Source organism: Stenotrophomonas sp. GD03819 (assembly GCF_029841665.1).
GTDB lineage: Bacteria > Pseudomonadota > Gammaproteobacteria > Xanthomonadales > Xanthomonadaceae > Stenotrophomonas > Stenotrophomonas geniculata.
The window spans coordinates 15,450-41,917 of sequence record NZ_JAOCEW010000039.1 but is presented as its reverse complement, the minus strand read 5'-3'; the positions used below and the strand labels follow the sequence as shown (position 1 = coordinate 41,917).

Annotated in this window: 28 protein-coding genes and 1 tRNA gene; 25 read left to right on the top strand and 4 right to left on the bottom strand. The window is 66.3% G+C overall.

Annotated elements, in window-relative coordinates:
• Positions 1 to 11: 11 nt before the first annotated feature.
• Positions 12 to 875, bottom strand: a complete 864-nt coding sequence (gene ampR / locus N5D45_RS19150; RefSeq protein ID WP_010481573.1) for a LysR family transcriptional regulator AmpR — start codon at positions 873 to 875, stop codon at positions 12 to 14.
• A gap of 175 nt (positions 876 to 1,050) precedes the next feature.
• On the opposite strand from ampR, the gene blaL2 reads away from it, so the two are divergent.
• The 3 genes from blaL2 (at position 1,051) to N5D45_RS19135 (ending at position 3,962) form a co-directional block, all read left to right on the top strand.
• Positions 1,051 to 1,962, top strand: a complete 912-nt coding sequence (gene blaL2, locus N5D45_RS19145) for a L2 family extended-spectrum class A beta-lactamase (RefSeq protein ID WP_049454668.1) — start codon at positions 1,051 to 1,053, stop codon at positions 1,960 to 1,962.
• An 85-nt stretch (positions 1,963 to 2,047) separates the two neighbouring features.
• Positions 2,048 to 3,262, top strand: coding sequence for a cation:proton antiporter (locus tag N5D45_RS19140; RefSeq protein WP_010481576.1), 1,215 nt, complete (start codon positions 2,048 to 2,050; stop codon positions 3,260 to 3,262).
• Between the two features lie 55 nt (positions 3,263 to 3,317).
• Positions 3,318 to 3,962, top strand: a complete 645-nt coding sequence (locus N5D45_RS19135; protein WP_019337537.1) for a hypothetical protein — start codon at positions 3,318 to 3,320, stop codon at positions 3,960 to 3,962.
• Positions 3,963 to 4,038: 76 nt separating this feature from the next.
• Here N5D45_RS19135 and N5D45_RS19130 read toward each other — a convergent pair whose 3' ends face one another.
• A complete protein-coding gene (locus tag N5D45_RS19130; RefSeq protein WP_164194018.1) occupies positions 4,039 to 4,782 on the bottom strand; it encodes a DUF3011 domain-containing protein in 744 nt (247 codons plus the stop codon).
• Positions 4,783 to 4,939: 157 nt separating this feature from the next.
• Here N5D45_RS19130 and aspS point away from each other — a divergent pair, with 157 nt between their 5' ends.
• The 18 genes from aspS (at position 4,940) to queC (ending at position 21,196) form a co-directional block, all read left to right on the top strand.
• A complete protein-coding gene (gene aspS, locus N5D45_RS19125; RefSeq protein ID WP_010481582.1) occupies positions 4,940 to 6,691 on the top strand; it encodes an aspartate--tRNA ligase in 1,752 nt (583 codons plus the stop codon).
• 16 nt (positions 6,692 to 6,707) lie between these two features.
• The gene (locus tag N5D45_RS19120) at positions 6,708 to 7,046 is read left to right on the top strand and encodes a DNA primase (protein WP_279939470.1); all 339 of its coding nucleotides are present in this window, start codon (positions 6,708 to 6,710) and stop codon (positions 7,044 to 7,046) included.
• A gap of 31 nt (positions 7,047 to 7,077) precedes the next feature.
• Positions 7,078 to 7,599 (top strand): GNAT family N-acetyltransferase, encoded by a 522-nt coding sequence (locus N5D45_RS19115; RefSeq protein ID WP_010481585.1) that lies wholly within the window; start codon positions 7,078 to 7,080, stop codon positions 7,597 to 7,599.
• A 75-nt stretch (positions 7,600 to 7,674) separates the two neighbouring features.
• Positions 7,675 to 8,307, top strand: coding sequence for an alpha/beta fold hydrolase (locus N5D45_RS19110; RefSeq protein WP_029379762.1), 633 nt, complete (start codon positions 7,675 to 7,677; stop codon positions 8,305 to 8,307).
• Between the two features lie 176 nt (positions 8,308 to 8,483).
• On the top strand, positions 8,484 to 9,215 hold the full coding sequence (locus tag N5D45_RS19105) for a YebC/PmpR family DNA-binding transcriptional regulator (protein ID WP_260363518.1): 732 nt from the start codon (positions 8,484 to 8,486) through the stop codon (positions 9,213 to 9,215).
• A gap of 105 nt (positions 9,216 to 9,320) precedes the next feature.
• Positions 9,321 to 9,842, top strand: coding sequence for a crossover junction endodeoxyribonuclease RuvC (gene ruvC / locus N5D45_RS19100; protein WP_010481590.1), 522 nt, complete (start codon positions 9,321 to 9,323; stop codon positions 9,840 to 9,842).
• A 13-nt stretch (positions 9,843 to 9,855) separates the two neighbouring features.
• Positions 9,856 to 10,449, top strand: coding sequence for a Holliday junction branch migration protein RuvA (ruvA, locus tag N5D45_RS19095; RefSeq protein WP_010481591.1), 594 nt, complete (start codon positions 9,856 to 9,858; stop codon positions 10,447 to 10,449).
• A gap of 118 nt (positions 10,450 to 10,567) precedes the next feature.
• Positions 10,568 to 12,418, top strand: coding sequence for a potassium transporter Kup (locus N5D45_RS19090; RefSeq protein WP_005418516.1), 1,851 nt, complete (start codon positions 10,568 to 10,570; stop codon positions 12,416 to 12,418).
• A gap of 396 nt (positions 12,419 to 12,814) precedes the next feature.
• A complete protein-coding gene (gene ruvB, locus N5D45_RS19085) occupies positions 12,815 to 13,855 on the top strand; it encodes a Holliday junction branch migration DNA helicase RuvB (RefSeq protein WP_010481595.1) in 1,041 nt (346 codons plus the stop codon).
• Entirely contained in the window at positions 13,845 to 14,276 is a 432-nt protein-coding gene (gene ybgC, locus N5D45_RS19080; protein WP_010481597.1) for a tol-pal system-associated acyl-CoA thioesterase, read from the top strand. The genes ruvB and ybgC overlap by 11 nt, the downstream gene beginning before the upstream one ends.
• Before the next feature lie 10 nt (positions 14,277 to 14,286).
• On the top strand, positions 14,287 to 15,066 hold the full coding sequence (gene tolQ, locus N5D45_RS19075) for a protein TolQ (RefSeq protein WP_006438802.1): 780 nt from the start codon (positions 14,287 to 14,289) through the stop codon (positions 15,064 to 15,066).
• Positions 15,067 to 15,090: 24 nt separating this feature from the next.
• Positions 15,091 to 15,519: a protein TolR gene (tolR, locus tag N5D45_RS19070; RefSeq protein ID WP_005410751.1), complete on the top strand. Its 429-nt coding sequence runs from the start codon at positions 15,091 to 15,093 to the stop codon at positions 15,517 to 15,519.
• A complete protein-coding gene (gene tolA / locus N5D45_RS19065) occupies positions 15,509 to 16,564 on the top strand; it encodes a cell envelope integrity protein TolA (protein ID WP_279939468.1) in 1,056 nt (351 codons plus the stop codon). Before tolR ends, tolA begins: the two co-directional genes overlap by 11 nt.
• A 285-nt stretch (positions 16,565 to 16,849) precedes the next feature.
• Positions 16,850 to 18,169, top strand: coding sequence for a Tol-Pal system beta propeller repeat protein TolB (tolB, locus tag N5D45_RS19060; protein WP_049411092.1), 1,320 nt, complete (start codon positions 16,850 to 16,852; stop codon positions 18,167 to 18,169).
• Positions 18,170 to 18,233: 64 nt separating this feature from the next.
• Positions 18,234 to 18,752 carry a peptidoglycan-associated lipoprotein Pal gene (pal, locus tag N5D45_RS19055; RefSeq protein ID WP_005410748.1) on the top strand — a complete coding sequence of 173 codons (519 nt, stop codon included), beginning with the start codon at positions 18,234 to 18,236 and terminating at the stop codon, positions 18,750 to 18,752.
• A gap of 3 nt (positions 18,753 to 18,755) precedes the next feature.
• The gene (gene ybgF, locus N5D45_RS19050) at positions 18,756 to 19,574 is read left to right on the top strand and encodes a tol-pal system protein YbgF (RefSeq protein ID WP_010481611.1); all 819 of its coding nucleotides are present in this window, start codon (positions 18,756 to 18,758) and stop codon (positions 19,572 to 19,574) included.
• A 176-nt stretch (positions 19,575 to 19,750) separates the two neighbouring features.
• Entirely contained in the window at positions 19,751 to 20,452 is a 702-nt protein-coding gene (gene queE / locus N5D45_RS19045) for a 7-carboxy-7-deazaguanine synthase QueE (protein ID WP_164194250.1), read from the top strand.
• 78 nt (positions 20,453 to 20,530) lie between these two features.
• On the top strand, positions 20,531 to 21,196 hold the full coding sequence (gene queC, locus N5D45_RS19040) for a 7-cyano-7-deazaguanine synthase QueC (protein ID WP_107231785.1): 666 nt from the start codon (positions 20,531 to 20,533) through the stop codon (positions 21,194 to 21,196).
• 133 nt (positions 21,197 to 21,329) lie between these two features.
• On the opposite strand, the gene N5D45_RS19035 is transcribed toward queC, so the two are convergent.
• On the bottom strand, positions 21,330 to 22,286 hold the full coding sequence (locus N5D45_RS19035) for a DUF2268 domain-containing putative Zn-dependent protease (RefSeq protein WP_279939467.1): 957 nt from the start codon (positions 22,284 to 22,286) through the stop codon (positions 21,330 to 21,332).
• 178 nt (positions 22,287 to 22,464) lie between these two features.
• Between N5D45_RS19035 and N5D45_RS19030 the strand changes: the two genes are divergently transcribed.
• From N5D45_RS19030 to N5D45_RS19020, 3 genes are all read left to right on the top strand, one after another.
• Positions 22,465 to 22,540: transfer RNA gene (locus N5D45_RS19030), tRNA-Lys, on the top strand.
• Positions 22,541 to 23,268: 728 nt separating this feature from the next.
• Positions 23,269 to 24,195: a hypothetical protein gene (locus tag N5D45_RS19025; RefSeq protein ID WP_279939471.1), complete on the top strand. Its 927-nt coding sequence runs from the start codon at positions 23,269 to 23,271 to the stop codon at positions 24,193 to 24,195.
• 348 nt (positions 24,196 to 24,543) lie between these two features.
• Positions 24,544 to 24,918: a hypothetical protein gene (locus tag N5D45_RS19020; RefSeq protein ID WP_134959308.1), complete on the top strand. Its 375-nt coding sequence runs from the start codon at positions 24,544 to 24,546 to the stop codon at positions 24,916 to 24,918.
• A 164-nt stretch (positions 24,919 to 25,082) separates the two neighbouring features.
• Here N5D45_RS19020 and N5D45_RS19015 read toward each other — a convergent pair whose 3' ends face one another.
• The gene (locus N5D45_RS19015) at positions 25,083 to 25,421 is read right to left on the bottom strand and encodes a hypothetical protein (RefSeq protein WP_057503038.1); all 339 of its coding nucleotides are present in this window, start codon (positions 25,419 to 25,421) and stop codon (positions 25,083 to 25,085) included.
• A 173-nt stretch (positions 25,422 to 25,594) separates the two neighbouring features.
• On the opposite strand from N5D45_RS19015, the gene N5D45_RS19010 reads away from it, so the two are divergent.
• Positions 25,595 to 26,434 carry an alpha/beta hydrolase-fold protein gene (locus tag N5D45_RS19010; protein WP_197656804.1) on the top strand — a complete coding sequence of 280 codons (840 nt, stop codon included), beginning with the start codon at positions 25,595 to 25,597 and terminating at the stop codon, positions 26,432 to 26,434.
• Positions 26,435 to 26,468 lie beyond the last annotated feature (34 nt).

Sequence of the window (26,468 nt, the reverse complement as noted above, 5' to 3'; positions counted from 1 at the left end):
TCGCCTGCGTTTCATCCCTGCGCCTGCAGCCATTCGCGGAATCGCTTCGCCGGTTCACGCTCGGCGCGCGAGCGCAATCGCGTCAGCCAGTAGCGCCCCAGCTCCAGCGTGGTGCTGAACGGCTGCAGCAGGCGACCTTCGGCCAGCTCCTGCTCGAACATGCGCAGCGGCAGCAGCGCCACGCCGGCGCCGCCGACCGCGGCCATCGCCACTGTCAATGACGAATCAAACACCGGCCCGCGGGCTTCCACGCCACTCACTCCTGCCGCCTGCAACCAGCGCGGCCATTCGTCGCTGCGGTAGGAGCGCAGCAGCGGCAGCGTGCCCAGGTCGCGCGGCTGTTTCAGCCGCCGCGCCAGTGCCGGCGCGCACAGCGGCGCGAACGGCGCGTCGAGGATCGCCGTGCAGGCCTGGCCCTGCCAATCGCCATCACCAAACCGGATGGCCAGGTCCAGGCCTTCGCCGGCCAGGTCGATGCGGTTGTTGTGGGTCTGCAGGCGCAGCTCGATGTCCGGGTGCGCGGCCTCGAATGCGGCCAGCCGTGGCAGCAGCCAGCCGGTGGCGAAGGTGCCGACCACGCCCAGCGTCAGCACTTCACGGGCCGGCCCGCCGGTATAGCGCGCAATGCTGGCGGAGATGCGCTCGAACGATTCGTTGAGCACCGGATACAGCGCCGCGCCTTCGTCGGTGAGCGCCACGCCGCGAGGCAGTCGGTGGAACAGGCGGATGCCGAGCCGGTCCTCCAGCCCACGGATCTGGTGGCTCAGCGCGGCCTGGCTGACACACAGCTCCAGCGCGGCACGGGTGAAGTTCTGGTGGCGGGCGGCGGCCTCGAAGGCGCGCAGCGCGTTCAGTGGCAGGGTGGGATGCAGCATCGTCGAGTCGTGAGCCTGGATGATGGCTGATCCTAACGCCTGGGCAGGGAAGGCCGCTAATCGCAGGAATTGATGCAATAGACATCAATAAATCTAATGGCTTGTGCTGAATTTTCGCGCTGGTCGTCCTGGCCGTGGGTTCCAATAATCGAACGGTCCCCAGGAGAACCCCCGCATGCTCGCCCGTCGCCGATTCCTGCAGTTCAGTGGTGCCGCTGTTGCTTCTTCGCTTGCCCTGCCGTTGCTGGCACGTGCAGCGGGCAAGGCCGCCGCCAACGCACCCACAGATGCCGCCATCAACGCCGCCGGTGATTTCGCCGCGCTGGAAAAGGCCTGCGCAGGACGCTTGGGCGTGACCCTGCTCGATACCGCAAGCAGTCGCCGCGTCGGCCATCGCCAGGACGAGCGCTTCCCGATGTGCAGCACCTTCAAGAGCATGCTGGCCGCGACCGTGCTCAGCCAGGCCGAGCGCGCACCCGCGCTGCTCGACCGGCGCGTACCGGTGCGCGAGGCCGACCTGCTCTCGCACGCACCGGTCACCCGCCGTCATGCCGGCAAGGATATGACCGTGCGCGACCTGTGCCGGGCCACGATCATCACCAGCGACAACACCGCCGCCAACCTGTTGTTCGGCGTGGTCGGTGGCCCGCCGGCGGTGACCGCGTTCCTGCGCGCCAGCGGTGATGCGGTCAGCCGCAGCGACCGGCTGGAGCCGGAAATGAACAGCTTCGCCGAAGGCGACCCGCGCGACACCACCACACCGGCGGCGATGGCTGGTTCGCTGCAGCGTGTGGTGCTGGGGAAAGCGCTGCAGCCGGCATCGCGGCAGCAGCTGGCCGACTGGCTGATCGACAACGAGACCGGCGACGCCTGCCTGCGCGCGGGCCTCGGCAAGCGCTGGCGCGTTGGCGACAAGACCGGCAGCAATGGCGAGGACGCGCGCAACGACATCGCCGTGTTGTGGCCGCGCGCGGGCGGCGCACCGTGGGTGCTGACCGCCTATCTGCAGGCCGGCGCGATCAGCAATGAGCAGCGCGCCCTGGTGCTGGCCCAGGTGGGCCGGATCGCCGATCGACTGATTGGATGAGGTAACCGGGGTCATTCAAACGTGGCTTGCCGGATCGGTTCGGCGCGCGCATCCTGCGCGCGTTCGAACCCCACGGAAGACCCCGATGAGCCATGAGTTGATCTACCTGCTGCTGATCTTCGCGCTGCTGGTGATCCCGCGCGCGCTGCAGCGCTTCAGCCTGCCCGCACCACTGACCTGCCTGCTGTTCGGCATCATCGGCATGCTCTGGCTGGGCGACCAGGCCCACGATGCGGTGATCGGCCTGCTGGCCACGCTGGGGATTTCCTCGCTGTTCCTGTTCGCCGGCCTGGAAGTGGACCTGCAGGCGCTGCGCCGTGGCATGTGGCCGCTGCTGGCGCATCTGGTGATCCGTACCGGCACGCTGTTCGGCGTAGGCTGGCTGGCCTGGCGCTACGCGGGATTGCCCTGGCAGGCTGCCGGCCTGCTGGCCCTGGCGCTGCTGACGCCCTCCACCGGTTTCATCATGGATTCGCTGTCGCGGCTGGGCCTGAGCGAGGACGAGCGGTTCTGGGTGACCAGCAAGGCCATCGCCGGCGAACTGCTGGCGCTGGCGGCGTTGTTCATCGTGCTGCAGGCGGGCGATCCGGGGCATATGGCGCTGTCCAGCCTGGCCCTGCTGGCGATGATGGTCGGCCTGCCGCTGCTGTTCATCGGCCTGGGCCGTTGGGTGGCGCCGCACGCGCCGGGCTCGGAATTCTCGCTGCTGGTGATGGTGGGCATGGTCGCGGCCTATATCACCTACCTGCTGGGCGTGTACTACCTGGTCGGCGCGTTCATCGCCGGGCTGGTCGCGCGCCTGCTGCACCAGCGCATGCCGTTGCTGGCCTCGCACGAGAACCTGCATGCGCTGCGCCTGTTCGCCTCGTTCTTCGTGCCGTTCTACTTCTTCAACGCCGGCACCAAGGTGCCCGCCGAAGCGCTCAGCTTCGAGGCCCTGGGGCTGGGCATCGTGATCACCCTGGTGGTGCTGCCGCTGCGCATCGGCGTGGTCTGGCTGCAGCGCCGGGTCATGTTCGGCGAGAGCTTCCGCAGCAGCCTGCGGGTCTCGCTGGCGTTGGCTCCGACCCTCATCTTCACCCTGGTGCTGGCGGCGATCATGCGCGAGCGCTTCCAGATTCCGGCGGTGCTGTTCGGCGCGCTGTTGCTGTATGCGGCGTTGACCACGCTGCTGCCGTCGCTGGTGTTCCGTACCCCGTTCGATGTCGATCCGGTCGAGCAGGAACCTGCGGGTGAAGGCGAAGCCGCGCCGGTGGCAGCCACAGAAACACTGCCGGCGGCATCTGCCCTCGATCGCTGAGCGGATGCTGCGCGTGCGGTTTGCGCACTTCGGCCATGGCCGTTAGGGTTGGGGTATGAAACTGCCTGCCGCCGTCACCGCTTCCGTCCTCCTGCTCAGCCTTGCTGCCTGTACGCAGCGCTCCGACACGGTCGCCCATGATCTGGCGACCGCACCGGCCGATGCCTTCATGGCCGCCATCGCCGCGCATTGCGGCCAGGCTTACGCCGGCAAGGTGGTGGAGGACACGCCGGCGCCGACAGGGAAGGACCCGTTCGCCGGGCAGCGCCTGGTGATGCATGTGCGCGGCTGCGCCGATCCGGCGCATGAGCTGCGCATCCCGTTCCACGTGGGGGATGACCACTCGCGTACGTGGGTGCTGATCCGCACGCCGAACGGGCTGCGCCTGAAGCACGACCATCGCCACGAAGACGGCAGCCCCGACGCGATCACCCTGTACGGTGGCGACAGCACGCCGCCGGGCACTGCCGAGCGCCAGCAGTTCCCGGCCGATGCCGATTCGGTGGCGATGTTCCGCCGCGCCGACATGCTGGCCTCCACGCACAACACCTGGGCGATGGAAATCGACCCCGACCAGACGTTCGTCTACGAGCTGACGCGCCCGGACGGCCGCCGCTTCCGCGTGCAGTTCGATCTGAGCAAGCCGGTCGACCTGCCGCCGCCGCCTTGGGGTGATGAGGCCGCGCAGCCAGCCCGGTAGCGCCGGGCCGTGCCCGGCGGGTTTTCTGCAGTTGACCGCGCCACTGCGCTCGCCGGGCATGGCCCGGCGCTACCCCTCACCGCGTGCCGAAACGTGCCCGGCAGCCGTTGCTCACCCACACCTGGCCACGCGAGTAGCCCCAGCTGCGGCCTTCCTGGCAGGCACTGCCGGACAGCTGCTGCTGCAGCACCGGACGGCCCTGGCGCTCATCCCAGTCGCAGGTCTGCGAGCGGTTGTTGTTGCTGCTGCAGGTCACCGTGTAATTGCTGTTTCCGCCGCCCCAGCCACCGCCGCCACCGCCCCAGCCACGGGCTTCGGCGAATTCGGCACGGCAACCGCCACTGACCCAGACTGCGCCATTGCGCACGCCCCAGGTACGCCCTTCGTTGCAGGGGCTGCCAGACAGCTGGCGGACCAGGCGGGCATTGCGCCAGCCGACCGGGCAGCTGCGCTCACGGTTGTTCTGGCTCTCGCAGCGGATGGTCTCGCCGGGCCGGCCGTTGTTGCCGCCCCAGCCACCGCCATTGCCGCCGCCCCAGCCACCGCGGGCCTCGACGAACTCCGCTCGGCAGCCGTTGGTGACCCAGATGCTGCCGTTACGGCTGCCCCAGGTTCGTCCTTCATCACAGTCCGAGCCGGACAGCTGGCGCACCAGCTGCGCATTGCGCCAGCCGGTGTTGCAGACCCGTTCGCGGTTGTTCTGGCTTTCGCAGCGGACCACGCCGCTCTGCGCATGCGCGGAAGGGGCGGGCAGGGCAAGGGTACCCAGGGCACCCAGGCTGAGGGTTGCGGCCAGGCTGGCCAGGGACAGCGGTTTCATGGCGGCATCCCATACGGTGGCAGGTGCCCGACTATAGGGAGGGGGGCGATCAAGCCGGTGTGACTGGCCGGATTTGCCCCGGCCGGGGCCTCGGCCGCAGAATACGAGGCTTTCCGGCCCCCATCCGGTGCCGGCGTTCTCCAGCGGAGCTTCCCCCATGCGTACCCACTTCTGCGGCCTGGTCGATGAGACCCTGATTGGCCAGACTGTCACCCTCGCCGGCTGGACCGACGTGGCCCGTAACCAGGGCGGCGTCTGCTTCATCGATCTTCGAGATCATGAAGGCATCGTGCAGGTGACCGTGGAAGTCGACAACGCCGACGTGTTTGCCGTGGCCGCGTCGCTGGGCTATGAGGACGTGCTGCAGGTGGAAGGCGTGGTGCGTGCCCGCCACGCGGTGAACGACAAGATGCGCACCGGCAAGGTGGAAGTGATCGCCACTGCCATCACCGTGCTGAACAAGGCCGCGCCGCTGCCGTTCCACGCCCACGAGAACCCGGGCGAAGAAACCCGCCTGAAGTACCGCTACCTGGACCTGCGCCGCCCGGAAATGCAGCGCATGCAGCGCACCCGCATCAAGCTGGTGCAGGCCCTGCGCCGCCACCTGGACGAGAAGGGCTTCCAGGACATCGAGACCCCGATCCTGACCAAGGCCACCCCGGAAGGCGCCCGCGACTTCCTGGTGCCGGCGCGCATGCACCCGGGCGAGTTCTACGCCCTGCCGCAGAGCCCGCAGCTGTTCAAGCAGATCCTGATGGTGGCCGGCTTCGACCGTTACTACCAGATCGCGCGCTGCTTCCGCGACGAAGCCCTGCGTGCCGACCGCCAGCTGGAATTCACCCAGCTGGACATGGAATTCGCCTTCGTCCGCGAGCGCGACGTGCAGGACTTCGTCGAAGACATGATCCGCGCCATCTTCAAGGAAGTGGTGGACGTGCAGCTGGACGCCAGCTTCCCGCGCATGACCTGGGCCGAGGCGATGCGTCGCTACGGTTCGGACAAGCCGGACCTGCGCATCGCGCTGGAACTGGTGGACGTGGCCGAGCTGGTCAAGGACAGCGAATTTGCCGTGTTCACCGGCCCGGCCAACGATGCCGAAGGCCGCGTTGCCGCGCTGCGCATCCCGGGCGGTGCGGCGCTCAGCCGCAAGCAGATCGACGAGTACGCCGCGCATGCCGCCAAGTACGGTGCCAAGGGTCTGGCCTACATCAAGATCGCCGACAACGGCGAAGTCAGCTCGCCGATCCAGAAGTTCTTCAGCGAGGAATCCTTCGCTGCGCTGGTCGCGCACGTCGGCGCAGGCAACGGCGACATCGTGTTCTTCGGTGCCGGTGGCTACAACAAGGTCTCCGACTTCATGGGCGCGCTGCGCCTGAAGGCCGGCAAGGACTTCGGCCTGGTCGCCGACGGCTGGGCACCGCTGTGGGTCACCGACTTCCCGATGTTCGAGTGGGACGAGGAAGAACAGCGCTACGTCGCGCTGCATCACCCCTTCACCGCACCGGCCGTGGACGATATCGCCGACCTGCGCGCCAACGCCCGTACCGCCGTCTCGCGCGGCTACGACATGGTGCTCAACGGCAATGAGATCGGCGGTGGTTCGATCCGTATCCACCGTCCGGACATGCAGAGCGCGGTGTTCGAGCTGCTCGGCATCGGTGCCGAAGAAGCCCGCGCCAAGTTCGGCTTCCTGCTCGACGCGCTGAACTACGGCGCGCCGCCGCACGGTGGCATCGCCTTCGGCATCGACCGCATCGCCGCGCTGATGGCCGGCACCGAGTCGATCCGCGACGTCATCCCGTTCCCGAAGACCACCGGTGCACAGGATCTGATGACCGACGCGCCGTCGCCGATCGTCGACGCGCAGCTGGCCGAAGTGCACATCCAGGTTCGCCCCAAGACCAACTGATCAGGAGATCCAGGCAATGACCGAGTTCGCGTTTTCGCTGGAGTGGGAAAAGCTGGGCAATGAAGGCGCTGAGGCCAATCTGGTCACCGAGCGTGCACGCGTGTTCGGCGGTTGGTTGGTTCGTGTGGGTACCAACCCGGCGGCGATGGCCCTGACCTTCGTCGCCGACGGCGAAGGCCGTTGGGACGGTGAAGACTTCGGCGTCGAGGATTACGAGGACGACGAAGAGGAAGAGTACGACGAGGACGAGGACGAGGAAGGCGAGGAAGAAGAGGACGAGGACGAAGAGGAATACGAGGAAGAGGACGAGGAAGAGGACGAGGAAGAAGAAGCGGAGTCGCCTGAAAAGGCTTGACCCGCCCTTCGCCCTGACGTCAACTTCCTGCATGTATTCGATCCGCCGCGCCACTGTGGACGACGCGCCGACCCTGTCGGCGCTGGCTGCCCGCACGTTCACCGAAACCTTCGGCCATCTGTATCCGCCGCAGGACCTGCAGGCCTTCCTTGAGGAGGCCTACACGGTCGAGCGCCAGCGCGTGATCCTGGCCCACCCGGATTACGCGGTGTGGCTGCTGGAGCTGGACGGGAAGGCGGTCGGTCATGCCGCCGCCGGCCCCTGCGGCCTGCCGCATCCCGAGGTGAAACCCGGTGACGGCGAACTCAAGCGCCTGTACCTGATCAAGGCCCAGCAGAACTGTGGCTGGGGCAGCCGCCTGCTGGAAACCGCGCTGGCCTGGCTGGAGCACGAAGGCCCGCGCACGCTGTGGCTGGGCGTGTGGTCGGAGAACTTCGGCGCACAGCGCTTCTACGCCCGCTATGGATTCGAGAAGGCGGGCGAATATCTGTTCCCGGTCGGCGACACCCACGATCTTGAATTCATCCTGCGCCGCACACCGCGCGCAGCCTGACGTTCACCGCCGCTTGCTGCGCGCGCGTGTTCAATCACCGTACGTTCCCGCCCCGCTGACCGCCAGGCTGTTTGCATGACTCCCCCCGTATTGCTGCTGCATGGCATCTGGAACGCCCGTGCCTGGGTCGGGCCGCTGGCCTGGCGCCTGCGCGCACGTGGTTTCCAGGTGCACGCGTTCGGCTATTCCTCGGTATTCGGTGGTCCCGACGTGGCCGTGCCGCAGCTGCTGGAGCGGCTGACCGATGCCGGCCCGTTGTCGCTGGTCGGACACAGCCTGGGGGGATTGCTGGCGCTGGAGGCCTTGCGCCGCCAGCCGCAGCTGGATGTGCAGCGCGTGGTCTGCCTGGGCTCGCCGCTGCGCGGCAGTGGCACTGCGCGTTCGTTGTCCGAGCACGGCTGGGGCCTCGCGTTGGGGCGCAGCAGCGACCTGCTGCTGGATGGCCTGCCGGACTGGCAGGGCAGGGCCGAGGTTGGCCTGATCGCCGGTTCGGTGCCGCATGGGCTGGGCAGCTTGCTGGGGGCCATCGACGATGCCTCGGACGGCACCGTGGCCCTGGCTGAGACGCGCCTGCCGGGTCTGGCCGACCATTGCGTGGTCCGCACCAGCCACAGTGGCCTGGTGGTGTCGCCCGACGCCGCACGGCAGACCGCCCATTTCCTGCGCCACGGCCAGTTCGACCACAGCCGCGACGCGGCGGCAGCATAGGGGCAGGGGAGGCAGGGCCGCCCTGTGGAGCCGAGCCCATGCTCGGCTGCATTCCGTCGGGCCCATTGAGCCGAGCATGGGCTCGGCTCTACAACAATACGGGCCTAGACACGGTTGCAGCGCCCGATCAGGTAGAATCCGCGCCTTGATCCTGAAGCAGCCAGACGGTAGCACCCATGGGTAGAGGCCCCTCCATCGAAGCCCGCAAGAACGCGTCCGACGCGAAGCGCGGCAAGATTTTCACCAAGATCATCCGTGAGATCGGCGTTGCCGCGCGCGGCGGTGGAGGCGACCCCAACAACAACCCGCGCCTGCGCGTGGCGATGGACAAGGGCCTGGCCGTGAACATGTCCAAGGACGTGATCGAGCGCGCCATCAAGAAGGCCACCGGTGAACTGGAAGGCGTCGATTACGAGGAAATCCGCTACGAGGGCTATGCCCCGGGCGGCGTGGCCGTGATCGTCGACTGCCTGACCGACAACCGCGTGCGCACCGTGGCCGATGTCCGCCATGCGTTCAGCAAGTGCGGCGGCAACATGGGCACCGAAGGCTCGGTGGCCTTCATGTTCAAGCGCCTGGGCGTGCTCAGCTTCGCCCCGGGCGTCGACGAGGAAGCCATCACCGAGGCGGCCATCGAGGCCGGCGCCGATGACATCGTGGTCTACCCGGACGACGGCTCGATCGACGTGGTCACCAGCCCTGACGCGTTCAACGCGGTGAAGGATGCGATGGTCGCCGCCGGCCATGTCGCCGACCACGCCGAAATCACCTTCCGCGCGGACAATGACATCAAGGTGGAAGGCGACGTCGCCCTGCAGGTCAAGAAGCTGCTGGACATGCTGGAAGACCTGGACGACGTGCAGGACGTGTACTCCAACGCCGAACTCGGCGCCGACGCCTACGCCTGAGCCGTCTTCGACGGCCTGGGCGCGGGCCGTTGAACGGTCACCGCGGACAGTCATGAGCCCATACGCCTGCCAGCGCCTCCCGTTCCGCCCCGCCAGGAGTGCCGCATGACCCGCATCCTCGGCATCGACCCCGGTTCGCAGCGGACCGGGGTCGGCATCATTGATGTCGACGCCACCGGAAAGGTCAGCCACGTGCATCACCAGCCGCTGGTGCTGCTGGGCGCCGACGATTTCCCGCAGCGCATGAAGCTGCTGGTGCTGGGCCTGGCCGACCTGTGCCGCGAGTACCAGCCGCAGGAAGTGGCCATCGAACGCGTGTTCATGGCCCGCAACCCCGATTCAGCACTGAAGCTGGGCCAGGCCCGTGGCGCGGCGATCTCCGCCGTGGTGCTGCGCGACCTGCCGGTGCATGAATATGCCGCCAGCGAGATCAAGCTGGCGGTGGTCGGTCGTGGTGGCGCCGAAAAGCAACAGGTTCAACACATGGTCGGGCTCATGCTCAACCTGAAAACCAAGCTGCAGGCCGACGCGGCCGACGCGTTGGCGGTGGCGATCACCCATGCCCACGTAAGGGCAACGGCAAACCGCCTGGGGCTCAGTGCCCGCCAGGCGTGGGGCCGCAAATGAGGAGCTGCACGCAATGATCGGTCGACTGCGCGGCATCGTCGCCTACAAGGCGCCGCCGTGGCTGGTGGTGGACGTGAACGGAGTGGGCTACGAGCTGGAGGCGCCGATGAGCACCTTCTATGACCTGCCCGAGCTCGGCCGCGAGGTCACCCTGTACACCCATTACGCGCAGAAGGAAGACAGCGTCTCGCTGTACGGCTTCCTGCGCGAGGGCGAGCGGCGCCTGTTCCGCGACGTGCAGAAGGTCAGTGGTATCGGCGCGAAGATCGCGCTGGCCGTGCTGTCCGGCGTCACCGTCGAGGAGTTCGCGCGCATGGTCCAGGCCGGTGACATCACCGCGCTGACCCGCATTCCGGGCATCGGCAAGAAGACCGCCGAGCGCATGGTGCTGGAGCTGCGTGACCGCGCCGCCCAGTTCGGCGCCGGCGGCGCACTGCCCACCGGCAGTGGCCCGGCCCCGGCCGACCCGCTGTCCGATGCCACCGTGGCGCTGCAGCAGCTGGGCTACAAGCCGGCCGAAGCCGCCCGCATGGCCCGCGACGCTTTCAACGAAGGCGATGAAGTGGCCACCGTGATCCGCAAGGCGCTGCAGTCGGCGCTGCGCTGACCTGCCTTTCTTTCCCCCAACCCACCGCCTGAGCTTCGCCAGGAGTCCCATGTCCAGCAGTCAAACCCCGCACGCCGCCGCCCCAGGCGGCCACGGTCACGCTCCTCCAGCCGGAGGCATGGCGCTGATCATCGGTGCGATCGGCGTGGTCTTCGGCGATATCGGTACCAGCCCGCTGTACACCCTGAAGGAGGCGTTCTCGCCGCACTACGGGCTCAACAGCGACCACGACACCGTGCTGGGCGTGCTGTCGCTGGCCTTCTGGGCACTGAACATCGTGGTCACGCTGAAGTACGTGACCATCATCATGCGCGCCGACAACGACGGCGAGGGCGGCATCATGGCGCTGATGGCGCTGACCCAGCGCACGCTGCGCAACGGTTCGCGCTCGGCTTATGTGGTGGGCATCCTCGGCATTTTCGGTGCCTCGCTGTTCTTCGGCGACGGCGTGATCACGCCGGCGATTTCGGTGCTGGGCGCCGTCGAAGGCCTGGAGGTGGCCGCGCCCGGCCTGCATGCCTTCATCGTGCCGATCACGGTGGTGGTGCTGCTGATGGTGTTTGCGGCGCAGCGCTTCGGTACCGAGAAGATTGGCAAGGCCTTCGGCCCCATCACGTCGGTCTGGTTCATTTCGCTGGCCGCGATCGGTATCTACAACATCGTCGACGCGCCGGAAGTGCTGAAGGCCTTCAACCCCTGGTGGGCGATCCGCTTCTTCATGGAGCACAGCTGGCACGGCATCTTCATCCTCGGCGCGGTGGTGCTGGCAGTGACTGGTGGCGAGGCGCTGTACGCCGACATGGGCCACTTCGGTGCCAAGCCGATCCGCCACGCCTGGTATTTCTTCGTCCTGCCGTGCCTGGTGCTGAACTACCTGGGGCAGGGCGCACTGGTGCTCAACCATCCAGAGGCGCTGAAGAACCCCTTCTTCGAGGCGGTGCCGCCGTGGGCGCTGTATCCGATGATCATCCTGGCCACCATGGCCGCGGTGATCGCCTCGCAGTCGGTCATCACCGGTGCGTTCTCGGTCTCGCGCCAGGCCATGCAGCTGGGCTACATCCCGCGCATGCGCATCAAGCACACCTCGCACGACACCATCGGCCAGATCTACATCCCGGGCATCAACTGGGGCATCGCGGTAATGGTGATCGGCCTGGTGCTGGCCTTCCGCAGCTCGTCCAACCTGGCGGTGGCCTACGGCATCTCGGTGTCGGCCACCATGCTGATCGACACTCTGCTGCTGGCCCTGGTCGCCCGCTCGCTGTGGCCGAAGGCACGCAAGTGGATCCTGCCGCTGTGCGTGGTGTTCTTCATCATCGACCTCGGCTTCGTCATCGCCAACGGTGCCAAGCTGCTGCAGGGCGCTTGGTTCCCGGTGGTGCTGGGCATCTTCCTGTTCACCATGATGCGCACCTGGCGCCGTGGCCGCGAGCTGCTGCGCGATGAGATCCGCAAGGACGGCATCCGCCTGGATACCTTCCTGCCGGGCCTGATGCTGGCACCGCCGGTACGCGTGCCGGGCACTGCGGTATTCCTCACCGCCGACCCGACCGTGGCTCCGCATGCGCTGATGCACAACCTCAAGCACAACAAGGTGCTGCACGAGCGCAACGTGTTCCTGCACGTGGAAACCCTGCCGATTCCGTATGCGATGGAAGGGCAGCGGCTGAAGATCGAATCGGTAGGCGACGAGTTCTATCGCGTCTACGTGCGCTTCGGCTTCATGGAGACCCCGGACGTGCCGCTGGCGCTGATGCGCTCGTGCGACCACGGCGGGATCTACTTCGACCCGATGGACACCACCTTCTTCGCCAGCCGCGAGACCATCGTGGCCACCGCCAATCGCGGCATGCCGATCTGGCGCGACAAGCTGTTCGCGTTGATGCACAGGAATGCTGCTCCTGCGACCGGCTTCTTCCGGATTCCGGGTAACCGGCTGGTGGAACTCGGCGCGCAGGTGGAGATTTAATCTCCACCGTCGATCCATCCAACCTACCGTGTCGACCAAGGTCGACACCCGCCAGGAGCAGGCAGAGCAGGCCACGCCATCCAGACAGACTGCGGCGATCTGTCGAAGGCGGGGGTGGGTCCGGTTGAGGGGGTGTGAGTCGCATGGGCCCGAGGCATGCCTCGGGCGGGTTGGGCAGGACGTCCAACCCCGGTCTTGCCGTGCGCGCAGGATTGCGCACACGAGCAAGCGGCGACCAAGCCCCCATGGATGGGTTTACGGCGTCCCCCGCAACCGGACCCACCCCGCCAATCCCCAGGAAGACCGCTTCGGCTGTTGCTCTGGATGTTGACGTTGCCTCTGCGGGTGCCGGGCGCAGCCCGGCCGAAACCCGTACTTTTGCCGCATAATCAGCACATGACCGACGACCGCATCATCGGCGCCGGCGCCACCCGCGAGGATGACGCCGCCGACGCCAGCATCCGCCCCAAGCGCCTTGCCGACTACCTCGGCCAGGTGCCGGTGCGCGAGCAGATGGAGATCTACATCCAGGCGGCCAAGGGGCGTGGCGACGCGCTCGACCACGTACTGATCTTCGGGCCGCCGGGCCTGGGCAAGACCACCCTCAGCCACGTCATCGCCAACGAACTGGGCGTGGCCCTGCGCGTGACCTCCGGCCCGGTGATCGAGAAGGCCGGCGACCTCGCCGCGCTGCTGACCAACCTGCAGCCGCACGATGTGCTTTTCATCGACGAGATCCATCGCCTGTCGCCGGTGGTCGAGGAAGTGCTGTACCCGGCGATGGAAGATTTCCAGATCGACATCATGATCGGCGAAGGCCCCGCCGCCCGCTCGATCAAGATCGACCTGCCGCCGTTCACCCTGATCGGTGCCACCACCCGTGCCGGCCTGCTGACCGCGCCGCTGCGCGACCGCTTCGGCATCGTCCAGCGCCTGGAGTTCTACAGCGTCGAGGAGCTGACCCGCATCGTCCGCCGTTCGGCGGCCATCCTGGCCATCGACTGCACCGCGGATGGGGCAGGGGAGATCGCGCGCCGCGCGCGTGGTACCCCGCGTATCGCCAACCGCCTGCTGCGCCGCGTGCGCGACTACGCGCAGGTGAAGGCCGGCGGCCACATCGACGAGGCCGTGGCCCAGGCTGCGATGAAGATGCTCAAGGTCGACCCGGAGGGCTTCGACGAGCTTGACCGGCGCCTGCTGAAGACCATGGTCGACTACTTCGATGGCGGCCCGGTCGGCATCGAATCGCTGGCGGCAGCGCTGTCCGAAGAGCGCGGCACGCTGGAAGACGTGGTAGAACCGTACCTCATCCAGCAGGGCTTCCTGGTGCGTACCGCGCGCGGCCGCATGGCCACCCACAAGGCCTACCGGCACATGGGCCTGAAGCCGAAGAACCCGCCGCAGGACCTGTTCGCGGAGGTTCCCGATGTCGGTTGAGCCCCGATTCAGTTGGCCGACACGCATTTACTGGGAAGATACCGACGCAGGTGGCGTGGTTTACCACGCCCGCTACGTGGCCTTCATGGAACGGGCCCGGACCGAATGGATGCGTGCGCTGGGCTACGGCCAGGAGCGCATGCGCGCCGAGCATGGGATGGTCTTCGCGGTGCGCTCGATGCAGATGGATTTCATCAGGCCGGCACGGCTGGATGACACCCTGCAGGTGAGTGCCCGCCTGGTCCAGCTGAAGAAGGCCAGCATGGTCTTCGACCAGCAGATCCTGCGCGACGGCGAACTGCTGCTGTCGGCGCAGGTCCGCATCGCCGCACTGGAAGCGGCCAGTTTCCGCCCGCGTGGCATGGACGAGGCCGTCCTTGCCGTGCTGCAACCCCACCTCCACCCCGAATCCGAACACTGAGGAACAACGGATGATCGCAACGCTCCTGGCCCTGCAGGCCACGGTCACCGAGGCACTGCCGGCCGACGTCAGCAACGCCGCGACACAGACCCTTGCCCAGGCCACCACCGGCGGCGGCATCAACTACCTCGAACTGATGGCCAAGGCCAGCCTGCCGGTGAAGATCATCGTGCTGCTGCTGCTGGTCGGCTCGTTCGTCAGCTGGGTGATCATTTTCCGCAAGGCCCGCGTGTTCAAGCAGGCCACCCGCGAAGCCGACGAGTTCGAGAACCGCTTCTGGTCCGGTGCGGACCTGGGCAAGCTGTACAGCTCGGCCACCGATCGCAGCCGCAATGTCGGCGGCCTGGAAGCCATCTTCGAAGCCGGTTTCCGCGAGTACACCCGCCTGCGCGACAAGCGTCGCCTGGATGGCCGCGCGCAGCTGGAAGGCGCGCAGCGTGCCATGCGCACCACCTACACCCGCGAAGTGGACCAGCTCGAGCGCAACCTGGAGCTGCTGGCCAACATCGGCTCGACCGCGCCGTACGTGGGCCTGGTCGGCACCGTGTTCGGCATCATGGTGACCATGCACGACATGATCAGCAGCGGTGCGCAGGCCGGCATCGCCGCCGTCGCGCCAGGCATCTCCGAAGCCCTGTTCGCCACCGCGATCGGCCTGTTCGTGGCGATTCCGGCAGTGTGGGCCTACAACCGCTTCACCACCCGCGTAGAGCGCATGTCGGTGCGGTTCGAGACCTTTGCCGAAGAGTTCAGCTCCATCCTGCAGCGCCAGAGCGCTGGCGACGAGTAAGCGCCTGACCCGGGAGTCCAAGCCATGTCCGCTGCCATCGGTCGCCGCAAGCGCCGCAAGCTGAAATCGGAAATCAACGTCGTTCCCTACATCGACGTCATGCTGGTGCTGCTGATCATCTTCATGGTCACCGCGCCGCTGCTCACGCTGAGCTTCGACGTCGACCTGCCGCAATCCAACGCCAAGGCGCTGGAGAGCAAGCAGGACCCGGTGATCGTCTCGGTGCGCCAGGACGGCCAGCTCAGCCTGAAGCTGCCCGACGCCAAGGAACCGACCGCTGTGTCGGCCGAGGAACTGGAAGGCCGCCTGGCCGGCATCGCCGCCCAGGACAAGGGCGTGCGCGTGATCGTCGCCGCCGACCGTGCCGTGGCCTATGAAAAGGTCATCGCTGCGATGGATGTGATCAAGCGCGCCAAGGTAGACAAGGTAGGCCTGGCCACCGATGCACGCTGACGCCCTGCCACCTCCACAGCAGCGCGAACCCGGCTGGGGCCTGCCCCTGGCGCTGGCGTTGCTGGTGCACCTGCTGGTCGCGCTGGTCTTCATCGTGGCCTGGTTCTGGTCGCCCGAGCGCAACACCGACGCCGCCGCAGGCGATCCCTCGGTCGAGGCCAGCCTGGCGCTGTCCGCGTCCGAGGCCTCCGCCGCACGCCAGGCCCTGCGCCAGTCGGAGAAGCTGGAGGACCTGCCGCCGCCGGTGGCCGAACCGATCCCCGTACCGGAAGACACCATTCCGCCGCCGCAGCCGATTCCCGAACCGCGCCCGCAGGACGCTCCCACGCCCCAGCAGCAACAGGCGCAGGAGCGCGTCGCACAGCCGGACACCAAGGACCAGGAAGCAGTGAGCGCGCTGGCCATCTCGCAGGAGAAGGCCAAGCAGGAGCAGGAAGCCAAGCGCCGCCAGGAGCAGATCGACCTGACCGAACGCAAGCGCCAGGAAGAAGCGGAGCAGAAGCTGCGCCTGGCCAAGCAGCAGGAAGAAGACGCGAAGAAGAAGCTGGCCGAGCAGGAACGCGTGGCCGCTGACAAGGCCGAGGCCGAGAAGCAGAAGAAGATCGCCGAGATCCGTGCCCGCCGCGAGCAGGCCGAGAAGGAAGCCAAGCTGGCCGAGCAGAAGCTGCGCCAGGTGGCCGCCGCGCGCAACGCGGCCGGCAGTGCCGCCGCCGGTGCCAGCGGTGCGTCCCAGCCGGCCGCCGGCGGGGGTGGCAACAGCGACGATCTTTCGGCCAAGTACGCCGCCGCGATCCAGGCCAAGGTGCTGTCGCAGTGGGTGCGCCCGGATACGGTGCCGCTGGGCCAGCGCTGCCAGATCACCATCACCCAGATTCCGGGTGGCACGGTGATGCAGGCGAAGGTCAGCCCGAACTGCCCGTACGACGAGGCCGGCAAGCGTTCGATCGAGGCCGCCGTGCTCAATGCGCAGCCGCTGCCGTACCGCGGCTTCGAGTCGGTATTCGCGCGCACGCTCAACTTCACCTTTACCGCCCAGGATCGCTGAGGCGGGCAGGGCAGGGTGGCTTCCGGGCCACCTGCGCCCACGGATGTCGCGCTCGCCTCTGGCAGGTCTGGTTTCGGCCGGGCAGAGTGTGGGCTGCTGTCGAACACCGCCCCACAGGGCGGCGTTACCGGGGCAGGCGAGTGCGATGTTAGCCACGACGTTAACGGTGCGTGAGAGGACGGGCTGGAACTGACCCGGAATTCACGTACCCTTGGTTCATGATTGCGAAGCGGTTCACTCCCGCTTTGCTATCCCTCGTTCCGGTTTCCCCCTATTGAGCGCTCCATGAAAAAGATGCCTCGCTGGCTTGCCGTGTTTGCGGCCCTGTTGCTGCCCTTTGCTGCCGTCGCGCAGCAGAAGGGGCTGGATATCGACATCATCGGCGGCAATGCCTCCGCGCTGCCGATCACCATCGTGCCGATGCCCTACCAGGGTTCGGCGGCTGCACCGCAGACCGACGTCGCTGGCGTGGTCCGTGCCGACCTGGAGCGTTCGGGCCAGTTCCGCACGCTGCCGGAAGCGCAGATCGTCGAGAAGCCGGTGCGCGGCGGCGACATCCAGTTCGCCACCTGGCGCGCGCTGAAGCAGAACTACATCGTGGTCGGCCGCGTGCTCGACGCCGGTGCCGGTGCCTACCGCGTCGAGTACGAACTGTTCGACGTGCCCAAGGGCGAGCGCCTGCTGGGCCTGGCGATGACCGCCCGTGGCAATGCCATGCGCGACGTCGCCCACCAGATGGCCGACGCCATCTACGAGAAGATCACCGGTGTGCGCGGCGCCTTCTGGACCCGCATCGCCTACGTGACCGCCAGCGGCAAGGGTGATGCCATGCGCTACGCGCTGATGGTGGCCGATTCCGACGGCTTCAACCCGCAGACCATCGTGCGCTCGGCCGAGCCGCTGCTGTCGCCGTCGTGGAGCCCGGATGGCAGCAAGCTGGCCTACGTCAGCTTCGAGCGTGGCAATTCGGCCATCTACATCCAGAACATCGGCACCGGTGCGCGCGAGCTGGTCACCAGCTTCCGTGGCATCAACAGCGCTCCGGCGTTCTCGCCGGACGGCCGCAAGCTGGCCCTGACCCTGTCGCGTTCGGGCAACCCGGAAATCTACGTGATGGACCTGGGCAGCAAGCAGCTGACCCAGCTGACCAACCACTTCGCCATCGATACCGAGCCGACCTGGGCGCCGGACGGCAGCGCGGTGTACTTCACCTCCGACCGCGGCGGCCGTCCGCAGGTCTACAAGGTCGGTGCGGGCGGCGGCAGCGCCGAGCGCGTGACCTTCCAGGGCAACTACAACGCCAAGCCCTCGGTGTCCTACGATGGCAAGAAGATCGCCGTCGCCCAGGGCTCGGGCAACAGCTACAAGATCGCGATGATGGACAGCTCGCTGGGTTCGCCCCGCTGGAGCACGCTGTCCCCGGGTTCGCTGGATGAATCGCCCAGCTTTGCGCCCAACGCAAGCATGGTGCTGTACGCCGCCCGCGAAGGTGGCCGTGGTGTGTTGTATGCCGTTTCGGCCGATGCGCGGGTTCGCCAGCGCCTGGTCCTGGCCGATGGTGATGTGCGCGAGCCGGCATGGTCCCCATACCGTACCCAGCGCTAAAAGAGTGTTAATATTTTCGCTGTCTTGAACCCCTCATCGGCCTAGGAGCCACAAAGGTATCGCCATGAACAAGTCCACCCGCGTTCTGCTTGTTTCCCTGCTGTCTGTGGCCGTCCTGGCCGGTTGCTCGAAGAAGGTGAAGGAAGAGCCGGCAGCCCCGGTTGACACCGGCACCTCGACCACCACCCCGACCGGTCCGTCGACCTCCGGCCTGTACGGCCCGGGCGACCTGGACACCGACGCTTGCCTGCGCCAGCGCGTTGTCTACTTCGACCTGGACAAGGAAGACGTGAAGCCGGAATTCCAGGCCATCATGGCTTGCCACGCCAAGTACCTGCGTGACCGTCCGTCCTCGCGCATCACCCTGCAGGGCCACACCGACGAGCGCGGTTCGCGCGCGTACAACCAGGCCCTGGGTGAGCGTCGTGGCAACGGCGTCAACTCGGCCCTGCAGGCCAACGGTGGCTCGGCTTCGCAGCTGACCGTCGTGTCCTACGGTGAAGAGCGTCCGGTCTGCACCGAGTCGAACGAGTCCTGCTGGTCGCAGAACCGTCGCGTCGAAATCGTCTACACCGCGCAGTAATCCATGCGCATTGGCATCAAACTGATGCTGGTCGTTGCGGCAGCCCTCGTGGCTGCCGCACCGGCGCATGCACAGCGACAGAGCCTGGCCGACCGCGTTGGCGCGATCGAGCAGCAGATGTACAACAACAGTGCCAACCAGGACCTGTTGAACCAGATCAATCAGCTGCGGCAGCAGGTCACCAGCCTGCAGGCCTCGATCGAGCAGTTGCAGCACGACAACGCCCAGCTCAAGCAGTCCGCCCAGGACCAGTACCTGGATCTGGACAGCCGCCTGAACCGGTTGGAAGGGGGCAATGCCGCCCCGGCCCTGCCGCCCGTTCCGGCGAGCGCGCCGAAGGCCGCACCGGCTCCGGCAAAACCCGCAGCGGCGGCCACTTCCGAGCGGCCGCCTTCCGTCCATGGTGATGCCGGCAGCCTTGCCGCCACCGGCGACGAGCGCACCTCCTACAACGTCGCCTTCGATTCGCTGAAGGCCGGCAAGTACGATGACTCGGCGCAGCTGTTCCTGAGCTTCCTGCAGTTGTATCCGAACGGCGTCTACGCGCCGAACGCGCTGTACTGGCTGGGCGAGAGCTACTACGCCACCCGCAATTTCCCGATGGCCGAGACCCAGTTCCGCGAACTGCTCTCGCGCTATCCGACCCACGACAAGGCCGCTGGCGGCCTGCTCAAGGTCGGCCTCTCGCAATACGGCGAGGGCAAGGTCGACCAGGCCCAGCAGACGCTGGAGACCGTCGTGGCGCAGTACCCTGGCTCGGACGCCGCGCGCACCGCGCAGGACCGTCTGCAGTCCATCCGCCTCGGCAAGCAGATCCGCTGATCCGCTGACCGGGCGTACAATGGGTGCCCTGTAGAGCCGAGCCCATGCTCGGCTGCTTTCGTTTCCGGACCGGCAAACCCGTCCGGTTGCTGTTGTAGAGCCGAGCCATGCTCGGCTGCTTTCGTTACCGGCCACGGTAGCCCACCCGCCACGTGTCCCACCAAGAACTCCCCGCCATGACCGCCGTTACCCCGTCCAGCGCCGCCGCCATGCCCAGTGAGATCGTGCAGTCGCCCCTGCCACGCCTGAAGATCACCGAGATCTTCACCTCGCTGCAGGGCGAAGCCGATACCGCCGGCTGGCCGACCGTGTTCGTGCGCCTGACCGGCTGCCCGCTGCGCTGCCAGTACTGCGATACGGCCTATGCCTTCCATGGCGGCACCTGGTGGGACATCGACGACATCGTGGCCGAGGTGCTGGCCCAGGGCGTGCGCCACGTCTGCGTGACGGGCGGCGAGCCGCTGGCGCAGAAGCGCTGCCTGGTGCTGCTGCAGAAGCTCTGCGATGCCGGCATGGACGTTTCCCTGGAAACCTCCGGCGCGCTGGACGTCAGCGCAGTGGACCCGCGCGTATCGCGCGTGGTCGACATCAAGACCCCGGGCTCGGCCGAAGTGGCGCGCAACCGGTGGGAAAACCTGCCGCTGCTGACCGCCCGCGACCAGATCAAGTTCGTCATCTGCAGCCGCGAGGATTACGACTGGGCCAAGTCCCTGCTGGCCGAGCACGATCTGGTCAAGCGCTGCACGGTGTTCTTCTCGCCCAGCAAGGGCGAGATCACCGCGCGGCAGCTGGCCGACTGGATCGTTGAAGACCGGTTGCCGGTGCGCTTCCAGATGCAGTTGCATAAAATCCTGTGGAACGACGAGCCGGGCCGATGAGCCTGCGCAGCGTTCCCTGATGTAGCTCCGGCGCGGGACAGCGTGCTGGCTTTCCCCTCCCAACCGGATGTTTTTCCCATGAAGAAGGCAGTCGTGCTTCTCTCCGGCGGCATGGATTCAGCCGCCGTCATCGCCATGGCCCAGGAACAGGGCTTCGCCGTGCATGCCCTGAGCGTGCGCTATGGCCAGCGCCACACCTCCGAACTGGATGCCGCCGCCCGCGTGGCCAAGGCCCAGGGCGTGGTCGCGCACAAGACCGTGGACGTGGACCTGCGCAGCATCGGCGGCTCGGCACTGACCGACGACATCGACGTACCCGAGGCCGGTGGCGCCGGCATCCCGGTCACCTACGTGCCGGCGCGCAACACCATCATGCTGTCGCTGGCGCTGGGCTGGGCCGAAGTGCTCGGTGCCAATGACATCTTCTGCGGCGTCAACGCCGTGGACTACTCCGGCTACCCGGACTGCCGCCCCGAGTTCGTGGCTGCATTCCAGGCACTGGCCAACCTGGCCACCAAGTCGGGCGTGGAAGGTGCGGGCATCAAGGTGCACGCGCCGCTGCAGTTCCTCAGCAAGGGCCAGATCGTCAGCGAAGGCGTGCGCCTGGGCGTGGACTTCGGCCTGACCGTGTCCTGCTACAACGCCGACGCCAACGGCGCCGCCTGCGGCCACTGCGACGCCTGCCGCCTGCGCGCGCAGGGCTTCACCGAGGCCGGCGTGGCCGACCCCACGCTGTACGCCTGATCGCTCGGTAGAGCCGGCCGCTGGCCGGCTTCCCTGTGGGTGCGAACCCGATGGACCTGGTGTGTGCCAACCGCTCCCTCGGTGGGTGCGAACCTTGGTTCGCACACCCTGGCCCGCAAGGCATGGCCAGGCGCTACCGCTGCTGCAACCATCCCGACGCGTCAATAAACGCCCGCACTGCCTTCGGATCGGCATAGTCCAACTCAATCATCCGCGCGATACCGGCCTTCTCGTCGGCCTGCTGGCGCATGTACTCCTGCGCGATACGGTACCCAGCGTAGTACCCCACATCACTCACCCCGAATGGATTGCGGGCGCTGTTGTAGAGCCAGTTGTCGAGGTTACCCCCGTCCATCTCGGCAATGAAACGCGTGCGGATGTCCGCCTCATGCGCGGGCCCGTAGCTGTACAGCGGAAGCGCCGGCCGACGCCCACTCAGCCGTTCGGCCACGTACTCGGCAACACCCTCGCGCACCGCGTACTGGGCCAGGCTGCCGGTGGTCTCGCGCTGCTGCGTGTGCACGTACTCGTGCAGGTTGTTCTGCGCGTTGTTCGCGCCCGGCCGGCTGTCGTAGAAGATCCGCAGGCGGTCGCGCATCTTCTCCGGCAGTTCGCTCACGTCCACGCGCTCATCGCCCAGCGCCATCTCGGCACCGATCAGCACCTTGTCACCCAGCGTGGTGCCGCCGGTGCGCAGCACACCGACTGCGTAGGTGATGGTGGCCGGACGCAAAGCCGGGTAGAGCGCCCGGAATTTGGAAAGATCCCGTTCCAGTGTGGCGCTGGCCTGCTGCGCGTTGGCGGTCAACGGCCGAACCGACGTCCAGAAGCGCGGCCACGCGCGCATGGCCTCGGCGTATTCGCGGGCGTTATAGTTGCGGACCTGCATCAGCGCATGCAGGCCGGGGCTGCCTGGATCGATGTAGCGCTCCTGCACGAGTGCGGCCTGGCGTTCAACGTCGGGCTCGGCGCGCACCGCGTCATAGGTGGCCCAGAAGCGGCCGATGTCGTCGGTGACGACCTGGGGCGGGGCGGCCAGTGCCGCGCAGGGCAGCAGCAGGGCGGCAACGAGGCAGAGGGGCAGGCGCATCCGTGGCTCCGGGGAAGGATCACAGATGGGATGCGACGGCGGCCCGGAAGGTTTAAGCCGGCGGTCCAGATCGGGTAGTGCCGGCCGCTGGCTGGCAACCTCGACGCACCAGGGTTTCACCCGGCCCGGCAAAGTAGGGTAGAATGCCCACCCCGCCGAAAGGCTGGGGCAGTGCAATGGGCCGTTAGCTCAGTCGGTAGAGCAGAAGACTTTTAATCTTTTGGTCGAAGGTTCGAATCCTTCACGGCCCACCATTGCGATACAAGGGTTTCGGATCAATCCGGAACCCTTTTTCTTTTCCGCAATCGCCGATCGTTTCCGCAAGATCACTTCGTCGGGGCGAATGTCCGCCGCCGCGTCTGCCTTGTCAGTGCCGGCCTCAGCCCGCAGATCCCGGAACTGGGATGCCGCCTTGGCAACGCCTGCAAGTGCGTGCGCTGCATCGAATCGTCTTCGCAGCTGGCCCTTGCTCAGCAGCTGGCCGCACTCATCCAGCAGCGCCGTGTGAACGATCACCGCACCCTTCTGCTTGCCGTGCCGTTTGAACGTCAGCGGCCGGTTCGCCAGCGGCTTCAACCCGCTGAGTCCCAAGTCACGCAGCAGGGGCAGAATTGGAGGTTCTCCGGACATGCTCGGCAATGCGCTGATGACCAGCATGGACGGCTGGGACTCGCGGTGGTCACCGGATAACGTGGGCGTAGGAATCCGCGAGGTTCGTAGCTGGCAGGTTCGTGCTTATTCATGTGACCGGACACTAAGCTACGGTCTCACGGCGGCTGAACGAGGCGACGTGTCAGATTGCGCCCATGTGCCACTCCGCCCTGATCACGGTCACATGCCAGAAGCTGTGCACTGGCATGCGCGACGGAATGTTGATGCATGAAAAGTAAGTTTGAAACGTGATACGGCGCTGGATGTTCGGATGCGCGATCAATTCATTCGATGTAGCATCGGTTTGTCACTTTAGAGAGAAGTAGGCTTGGTGGTCTACTTCGGAAGTGACAGAGATCGCATTTTTGCCAAGGAGAAGGTCGTGTTGAAGGGCTGTTTTGCTGGGTTTCTTGCGCTGGTGGGGTTCATTTCTTTTGCTCCCGCTGTCGAGGCGAAAGCTGTTCGGTGCGATACGTGCACCAAGGACCTTGATTTCCGCAATGAAGCAGTAAGGCTGGGTGCGGGAACACACCTTGTGTACAACGTTTCCGCCAATTTGATCCAGCAGTACTACATCGGATATGACAGCACTGGTGGTGGTGGTGGTGGCGTTGTTCCCCGTGCTGCAGGTCCTGTAGTGCAGCGTCAGACGCCACCCTCTGGAGCTGTCGAGGAGGTTAGGCGTGGGCATCAGGTGATGGTTGAGGGCGGCGGTACTCTGCGGCCGACTTATATCGTCCCAGTTGATGTCTTGGGTCTTAATCCAAGTGCGTCTGCCAAGACCGCCTACGATTACGTCGGCGATCACAACTTGCGTGCGATGGTGGAGTCGGCAGCTGGAAGTACCGGCGTGATCACAAAAATAGTTGGTGCCAACGTTTTGACAGCGATGTCTGATCTTCTCCAACACGTGACCAACTACACGGGACTTCGCGACCAAGCCCGACTGTTGATGCGGATCGTGTTCAAAGATGGATCCTACGTTACGGTTATTGTGAATCTTGAGTATCAGAACGGCCAGAGCGAAGTCGGTAGTGAGCGTACTGCTGCAGGTCAGTTGATTCCTTCTGACATCCAGCAGGTGCAAGGGGAGTGGACGGATTACAATGGAGAGAACCTGGGGCAGATGGTCACGTACCTGCACGGCCTTGGTGCAACGATGACTTCGTCTGGTCCATCATCTGGCTCCGTGCAAGCTATTACTTGTAGCGGTGCCGGCGCTGCCAAGACCTGTCATGTCCAGTATATGATTCGCTGAAATTCTCGTTAGCGCTGTAGTTTCTCTTGGTCACTGGAATAGCCCCTGCACAGCGGGGCTATTCCATTACGAGGTGAGCATTGGTCATTCCGGGGCGATGGCGGTTTTGCCCTTCTGCGCCTGAGCAGCGGCGTGCCGGCCCAGAGTCGACCCTGGTATCTGGGCAAATCGACGATTTCGTCAGATCGCCGATGCAGCCCTTAACAATTCCTTCGCCTGGCGGCACAGGCAGGTCGGCGACGTGATCGCGGTCTTCGCGACGATCGGCCGTATGCTGCCGGCCATGACGCTTCTCCCAACTTCCACTGGACGATCAGGTTCGCCAGCCGGCCGGATGGCCCGCTGAACGTGATCGACTCCCAAAGCGTGCGGGTCGTGGCTATGGCCCCGTGGGTAAACAACGAAACCTGGATTGCCGCGCTGGACCGGCACAGGCATGGCCCGGGCGGACCGTTCCGCTGGCGCAGCAGCTATGAGCGGGGACGGGCCGGCGTCGAACTATGGGTGGCTATGCGCGAGGATAGACTGCGGGAGGACGTGGCCAGGATCCAAGCCTGGCGGGAGAAGGTCAGGGGAAACCGGCTGGCCAAGACCGACCTTGATCCGCCTTTCGGGCAGATGGAGTGGGCCTTGTTGAGGTCGCTGGAGGGGTTGGAAATCCGTTCCGCAAATTCCCTCGCCCTATGTGGCTCAAGGAATTCAAATGTCAGTTTCGAAGATTGAGGCGGAACGACATAGCGCATTGAAGGTAATGCGATTGTCCAATGGCTTCTAATCTTTTGGTCGAAGGTTCGAATCCTTCACGGCCCACCATTGCATCCAATGACCCAGGTCATTCAGAAAGGCATCGCAATGCGGTGCCTTTTTTGTTGCCTGGTCCAGGGCCTCTACTTCGTCCGCATTCCCTTGGCTTTCGCGGCCGCCGCGTCGGCAGCTTCTTGTGCGGCCGTCGCTGCCGCGTTCGCGGAACGCACGGCTTCCGCTTGAGCCGCGTCAAAGTCAGCCCGGCGCTGCGCGCTGATCCGGCGTTCCAGTTCTGAATATGCGACGTAGCTCTCCGGATGCTTCGCGACGCAGGCCTGCTGCAGCAGCGGGATCGCGTGGTCGGACAATCCCGGTTGGAGGTGGGCGAGCAGGCAGTCCGCATACGCTGCGGATGCTGCCGGAGTGCTGCTGGCCTGAGGCGAGGCGGCGGCAAGGGCGGTGGCGATCAATACGCTCAACATGGGAACCTCCTTGTGGATATGAGCGTGGCGGTGACCAGTCCGTGAGCCATGGTGCGCGTTGCATGACCATCACCGACTCCATGGTGCTCCAGTTCCGGTCGATCGGCAAAGTGCCGCGAACGACAGTGCCTCCGGCGGTCTATGCTCAGCGCTTTCCCAATATGGACCGCCCCATGCGTCTGATCGTGCTGTCGCTGTTGTTGTCCGCTGTCTCCGCCGCGCCGCTGATGGCCGCCGAAACCGCGCCGCCCGCTGCCGCCTTGCCTCTGGTCATCGGCGAGACCTTCACCATCGAATCGAAGGCGCTGGGCGAAACCCGCCGCATCAACGTCTACCGCCCGCAGCCATGGGGTCTGGACCCGAAAACGCCGCTGCCGATGCTCTACATGCCCGACGGCGGCATCGGCGAGGACTTCCTGCATGTGGCTGGGCTGGTGCAGGTGCTGACCGGCAACGGCAGCATGCGCCCGTTCCTGCTGGTCGGCATCGAGAACACCGAGCGCCGCCGCGACATGACCGGCCCCAGCAAGGACCCGCAGGACCAGAAGATCGCGCCACGCATTGGTGGCTCGGCGGCCTACCGCACGTTCCTGCGCGATGAACTGATGCCGCAGGTGCGCCAGCGCTACCCGACCACCGACGAACGCGCGTTGATCGGCGAGTCGCTGGCTGGCCTGTTCGTGGTCGAAACGCTGCTGCAGGAGCCGACGCTGTTCAACAGCTACATCGCGCTGGACCCCAGCCTGTGGTGGAACCGTGGCGCAATGCTGGCCGGCGCGGCCAAACAACTGCCGGCGGAGACGCGTGCGCTGCCGCGCGTATTCCTGGCCAGCAGTGGGCAGCCGGAGCTGGCCGCATCCACTGCACGACTGGCCGAGTTGCTGCAGCAGGCTTCACCGTCGCCGCTGGTGAAGTACCTGCCGTTGCCGGAAGAAACCCACGCTACGATCTATCATCCGGCCGCATTGCAGGCGCTGCGCACACTGTTCCCGGCGCCGCCGGCCTCGCCCTGACCGCACTGGCAGCGGGTTGCGCACCATGCAAGGA

Excerpts from the sequence above, each read along its gene's own strand:
- tolR (WP_005410751.1), top strand. The coding sequence starts at position 15,091 with ATGTCCGCTGCCATCGGTCGCCGCAAGCGCCGCAAGCTGAAATCGGAA.
- N5D45_RS19130 (WP_164194018.1), bottom strand. The coding sequence starts at position 4,782 with ATGAAACCGCTGTCCCTGGCCAGCCTGGCCGCAACCCTCAGCCTGGGT.
- ruvB (WP_010481595.1), top strand. The coding sequence starts at position 12,815 with ATGACCGACGACCGCATCATCGGCGCCGGCGCCACCCGCGAGGATGAC.
- N5D45_RS19090 (WP_005418516.1), top strand. The coding sequence starts at position 10,568 with ATGGCGCTGATCATCGGTGCGATCGGCGTGGTCTTCGGCGATATCGGT.
- queC (WP_107231785.1), top strand. The coding sequence starts at position 20,531 with ATGAAGAAGGCAGTCGTGCTTCTCTCCGGCGGCATGGATTCAGCCGCC.
- N5D45_RS19010 (WP_197656804.1), top strand. The coding sequence starts at position 25,595 with ATGCGTCTGATCGTGCTGTCGCTGTTGTTGTCCGCTGTCTCCGCCGCG.
- ruvA (WP_010481591.1), top strand. The coding sequence starts at position 9,856 with ATGATCGGTCGACTGCGCGGCATCGTCGCCTACAAGGCGCCGCCGTGG.
- tolB (WP_049411092.1), top strand. The coding sequence starts at position 16,850 with ATGAAAAAGATGCCTCGCTGGCTTGCCGTGTTTGCGGCCCTGTTGCTG.
- N5D45_RS19105 (WP_260363518.1), top strand. The coding sequence starts at position 8,484 with ATGGGTAGAGGCCCCTCCATCGAAGCCCGCAAGAACGCGTCCGACGCG.
- ybgF (WP_010481611.1), top strand. The coding sequence starts at position 18,756 with ATGCGCATTGGCATCAAACTGATGCTGGTCGTTGCGGCAGCCCTCGTG.
- N5D45_RS19115 (WP_010481585.1), top strand. The coding sequence starts at position 7,078 with ATGTATTCGATCCGCCGCGCCACTGTGGACGACGCGCCGACCCTGTCG.
- N5D45_RS19140 (WP_010481576.1), top strand. The coding sequence starts at position 2,048 with ATGAGCCATGAGTTGATCTACCTGCTGCTGATCTTCGCGCTGCTGGTG.
- N5D45_RS19120 (WP_279939470.1), top strand. The coding sequence starts at position 6,708 with ATGACCGAGTTCGCGTTTTCGCTGGAGTGGGAAAAGCTGGGCAATGAA.
- tolA (WP_279939468.1), top strand. The coding sequence starts at position 15,509 with ATGCACGCTGACGCCCTGCCACCTCCACAGCAGCGCGAACCCGGCTGG.
- ybgC (WP_010481597.1), top strand. The coding sequence starts at position 13,845 with ATGTCGGTTGAGCCCCGATTCAGTTGGCCGACACGCATTTACTGGGAA.
- N5D45_RS19035 (WP_279939467.1), bottom strand. The coding sequence starts at position 22,286 with ATGCGCCTGCCCCTCTGCCTCGTTGCCGCCCTGCTGCTGCCCTGCGCG.
- N5D45_RS19135 (WP_019337537.1), top strand. The coding sequence starts at position 3,318 with ATGAAACTGCCTGCCGCCGTCACCGCTTCCGTCCTCCTGCTCAGCCTT.
- queE (WP_164194250.1), top strand. The coding sequence starts at position 19,751 with ATGACCGCCGTTACCCCGTCCAGCGCCGCCGCCATGCCCAGTGAGATC.
- pal (WP_005410748.1), top strand. The coding sequence starts at position 18,234 with ATGAACAAGTCCACCCGCGTTCTGCTTGTTTCCCTGCTGTCTGTGGCC.
- ruvC (WP_010481590.1), top strand. The coding sequence starts at position 9,321 with ATGACCCGCATCCTCGGCATCGACCCCGGTTCGCAGCGGACCGGGGTC.
- N5D45_RS19015 (WP_057503038.1), bottom strand. The coding sequence starts at position 25,421 with ATGTTGAGCGTATTGATCGCCACCGCCCTTGCCGCCGCCTCGCCTCAG.
- ampR (WP_010481573.1), bottom strand. The coding sequence starts at position 875 with ATGCTGCATCCCACCCTGCCACTGAACGCGCTGCGCGCCTTCGAGGCC.
- tolQ (WP_006438802.1), top strand. The coding sequence starts at position 14,287 with ATGATCGCAACGCTCCTGGCCCTGCAGGCCACGGTCACCGAGGCACTG.
- N5D45_RS19110 (WP_029379762.1), top strand. The coding sequence starts at position 7,675 with ATGACTCCCCCCGTATTGCTGCTGCATGGCATCTGGAACGCCCGTGCC.
- aspS (WP_010481582.1), top strand. The coding sequence starts at position 4,940 with ATGCGTACCCACTTCTGCGGCCTGGTCGATGAGACCCTGATTGGCCAG.
- blaL2 (WP_049454668.1), top strand. The coding sequence starts at position 1,051 with ATGCTCGCCCGTCGCCGATTCCTGCAGTTCAGTGGTGCCGCTGTTGCT.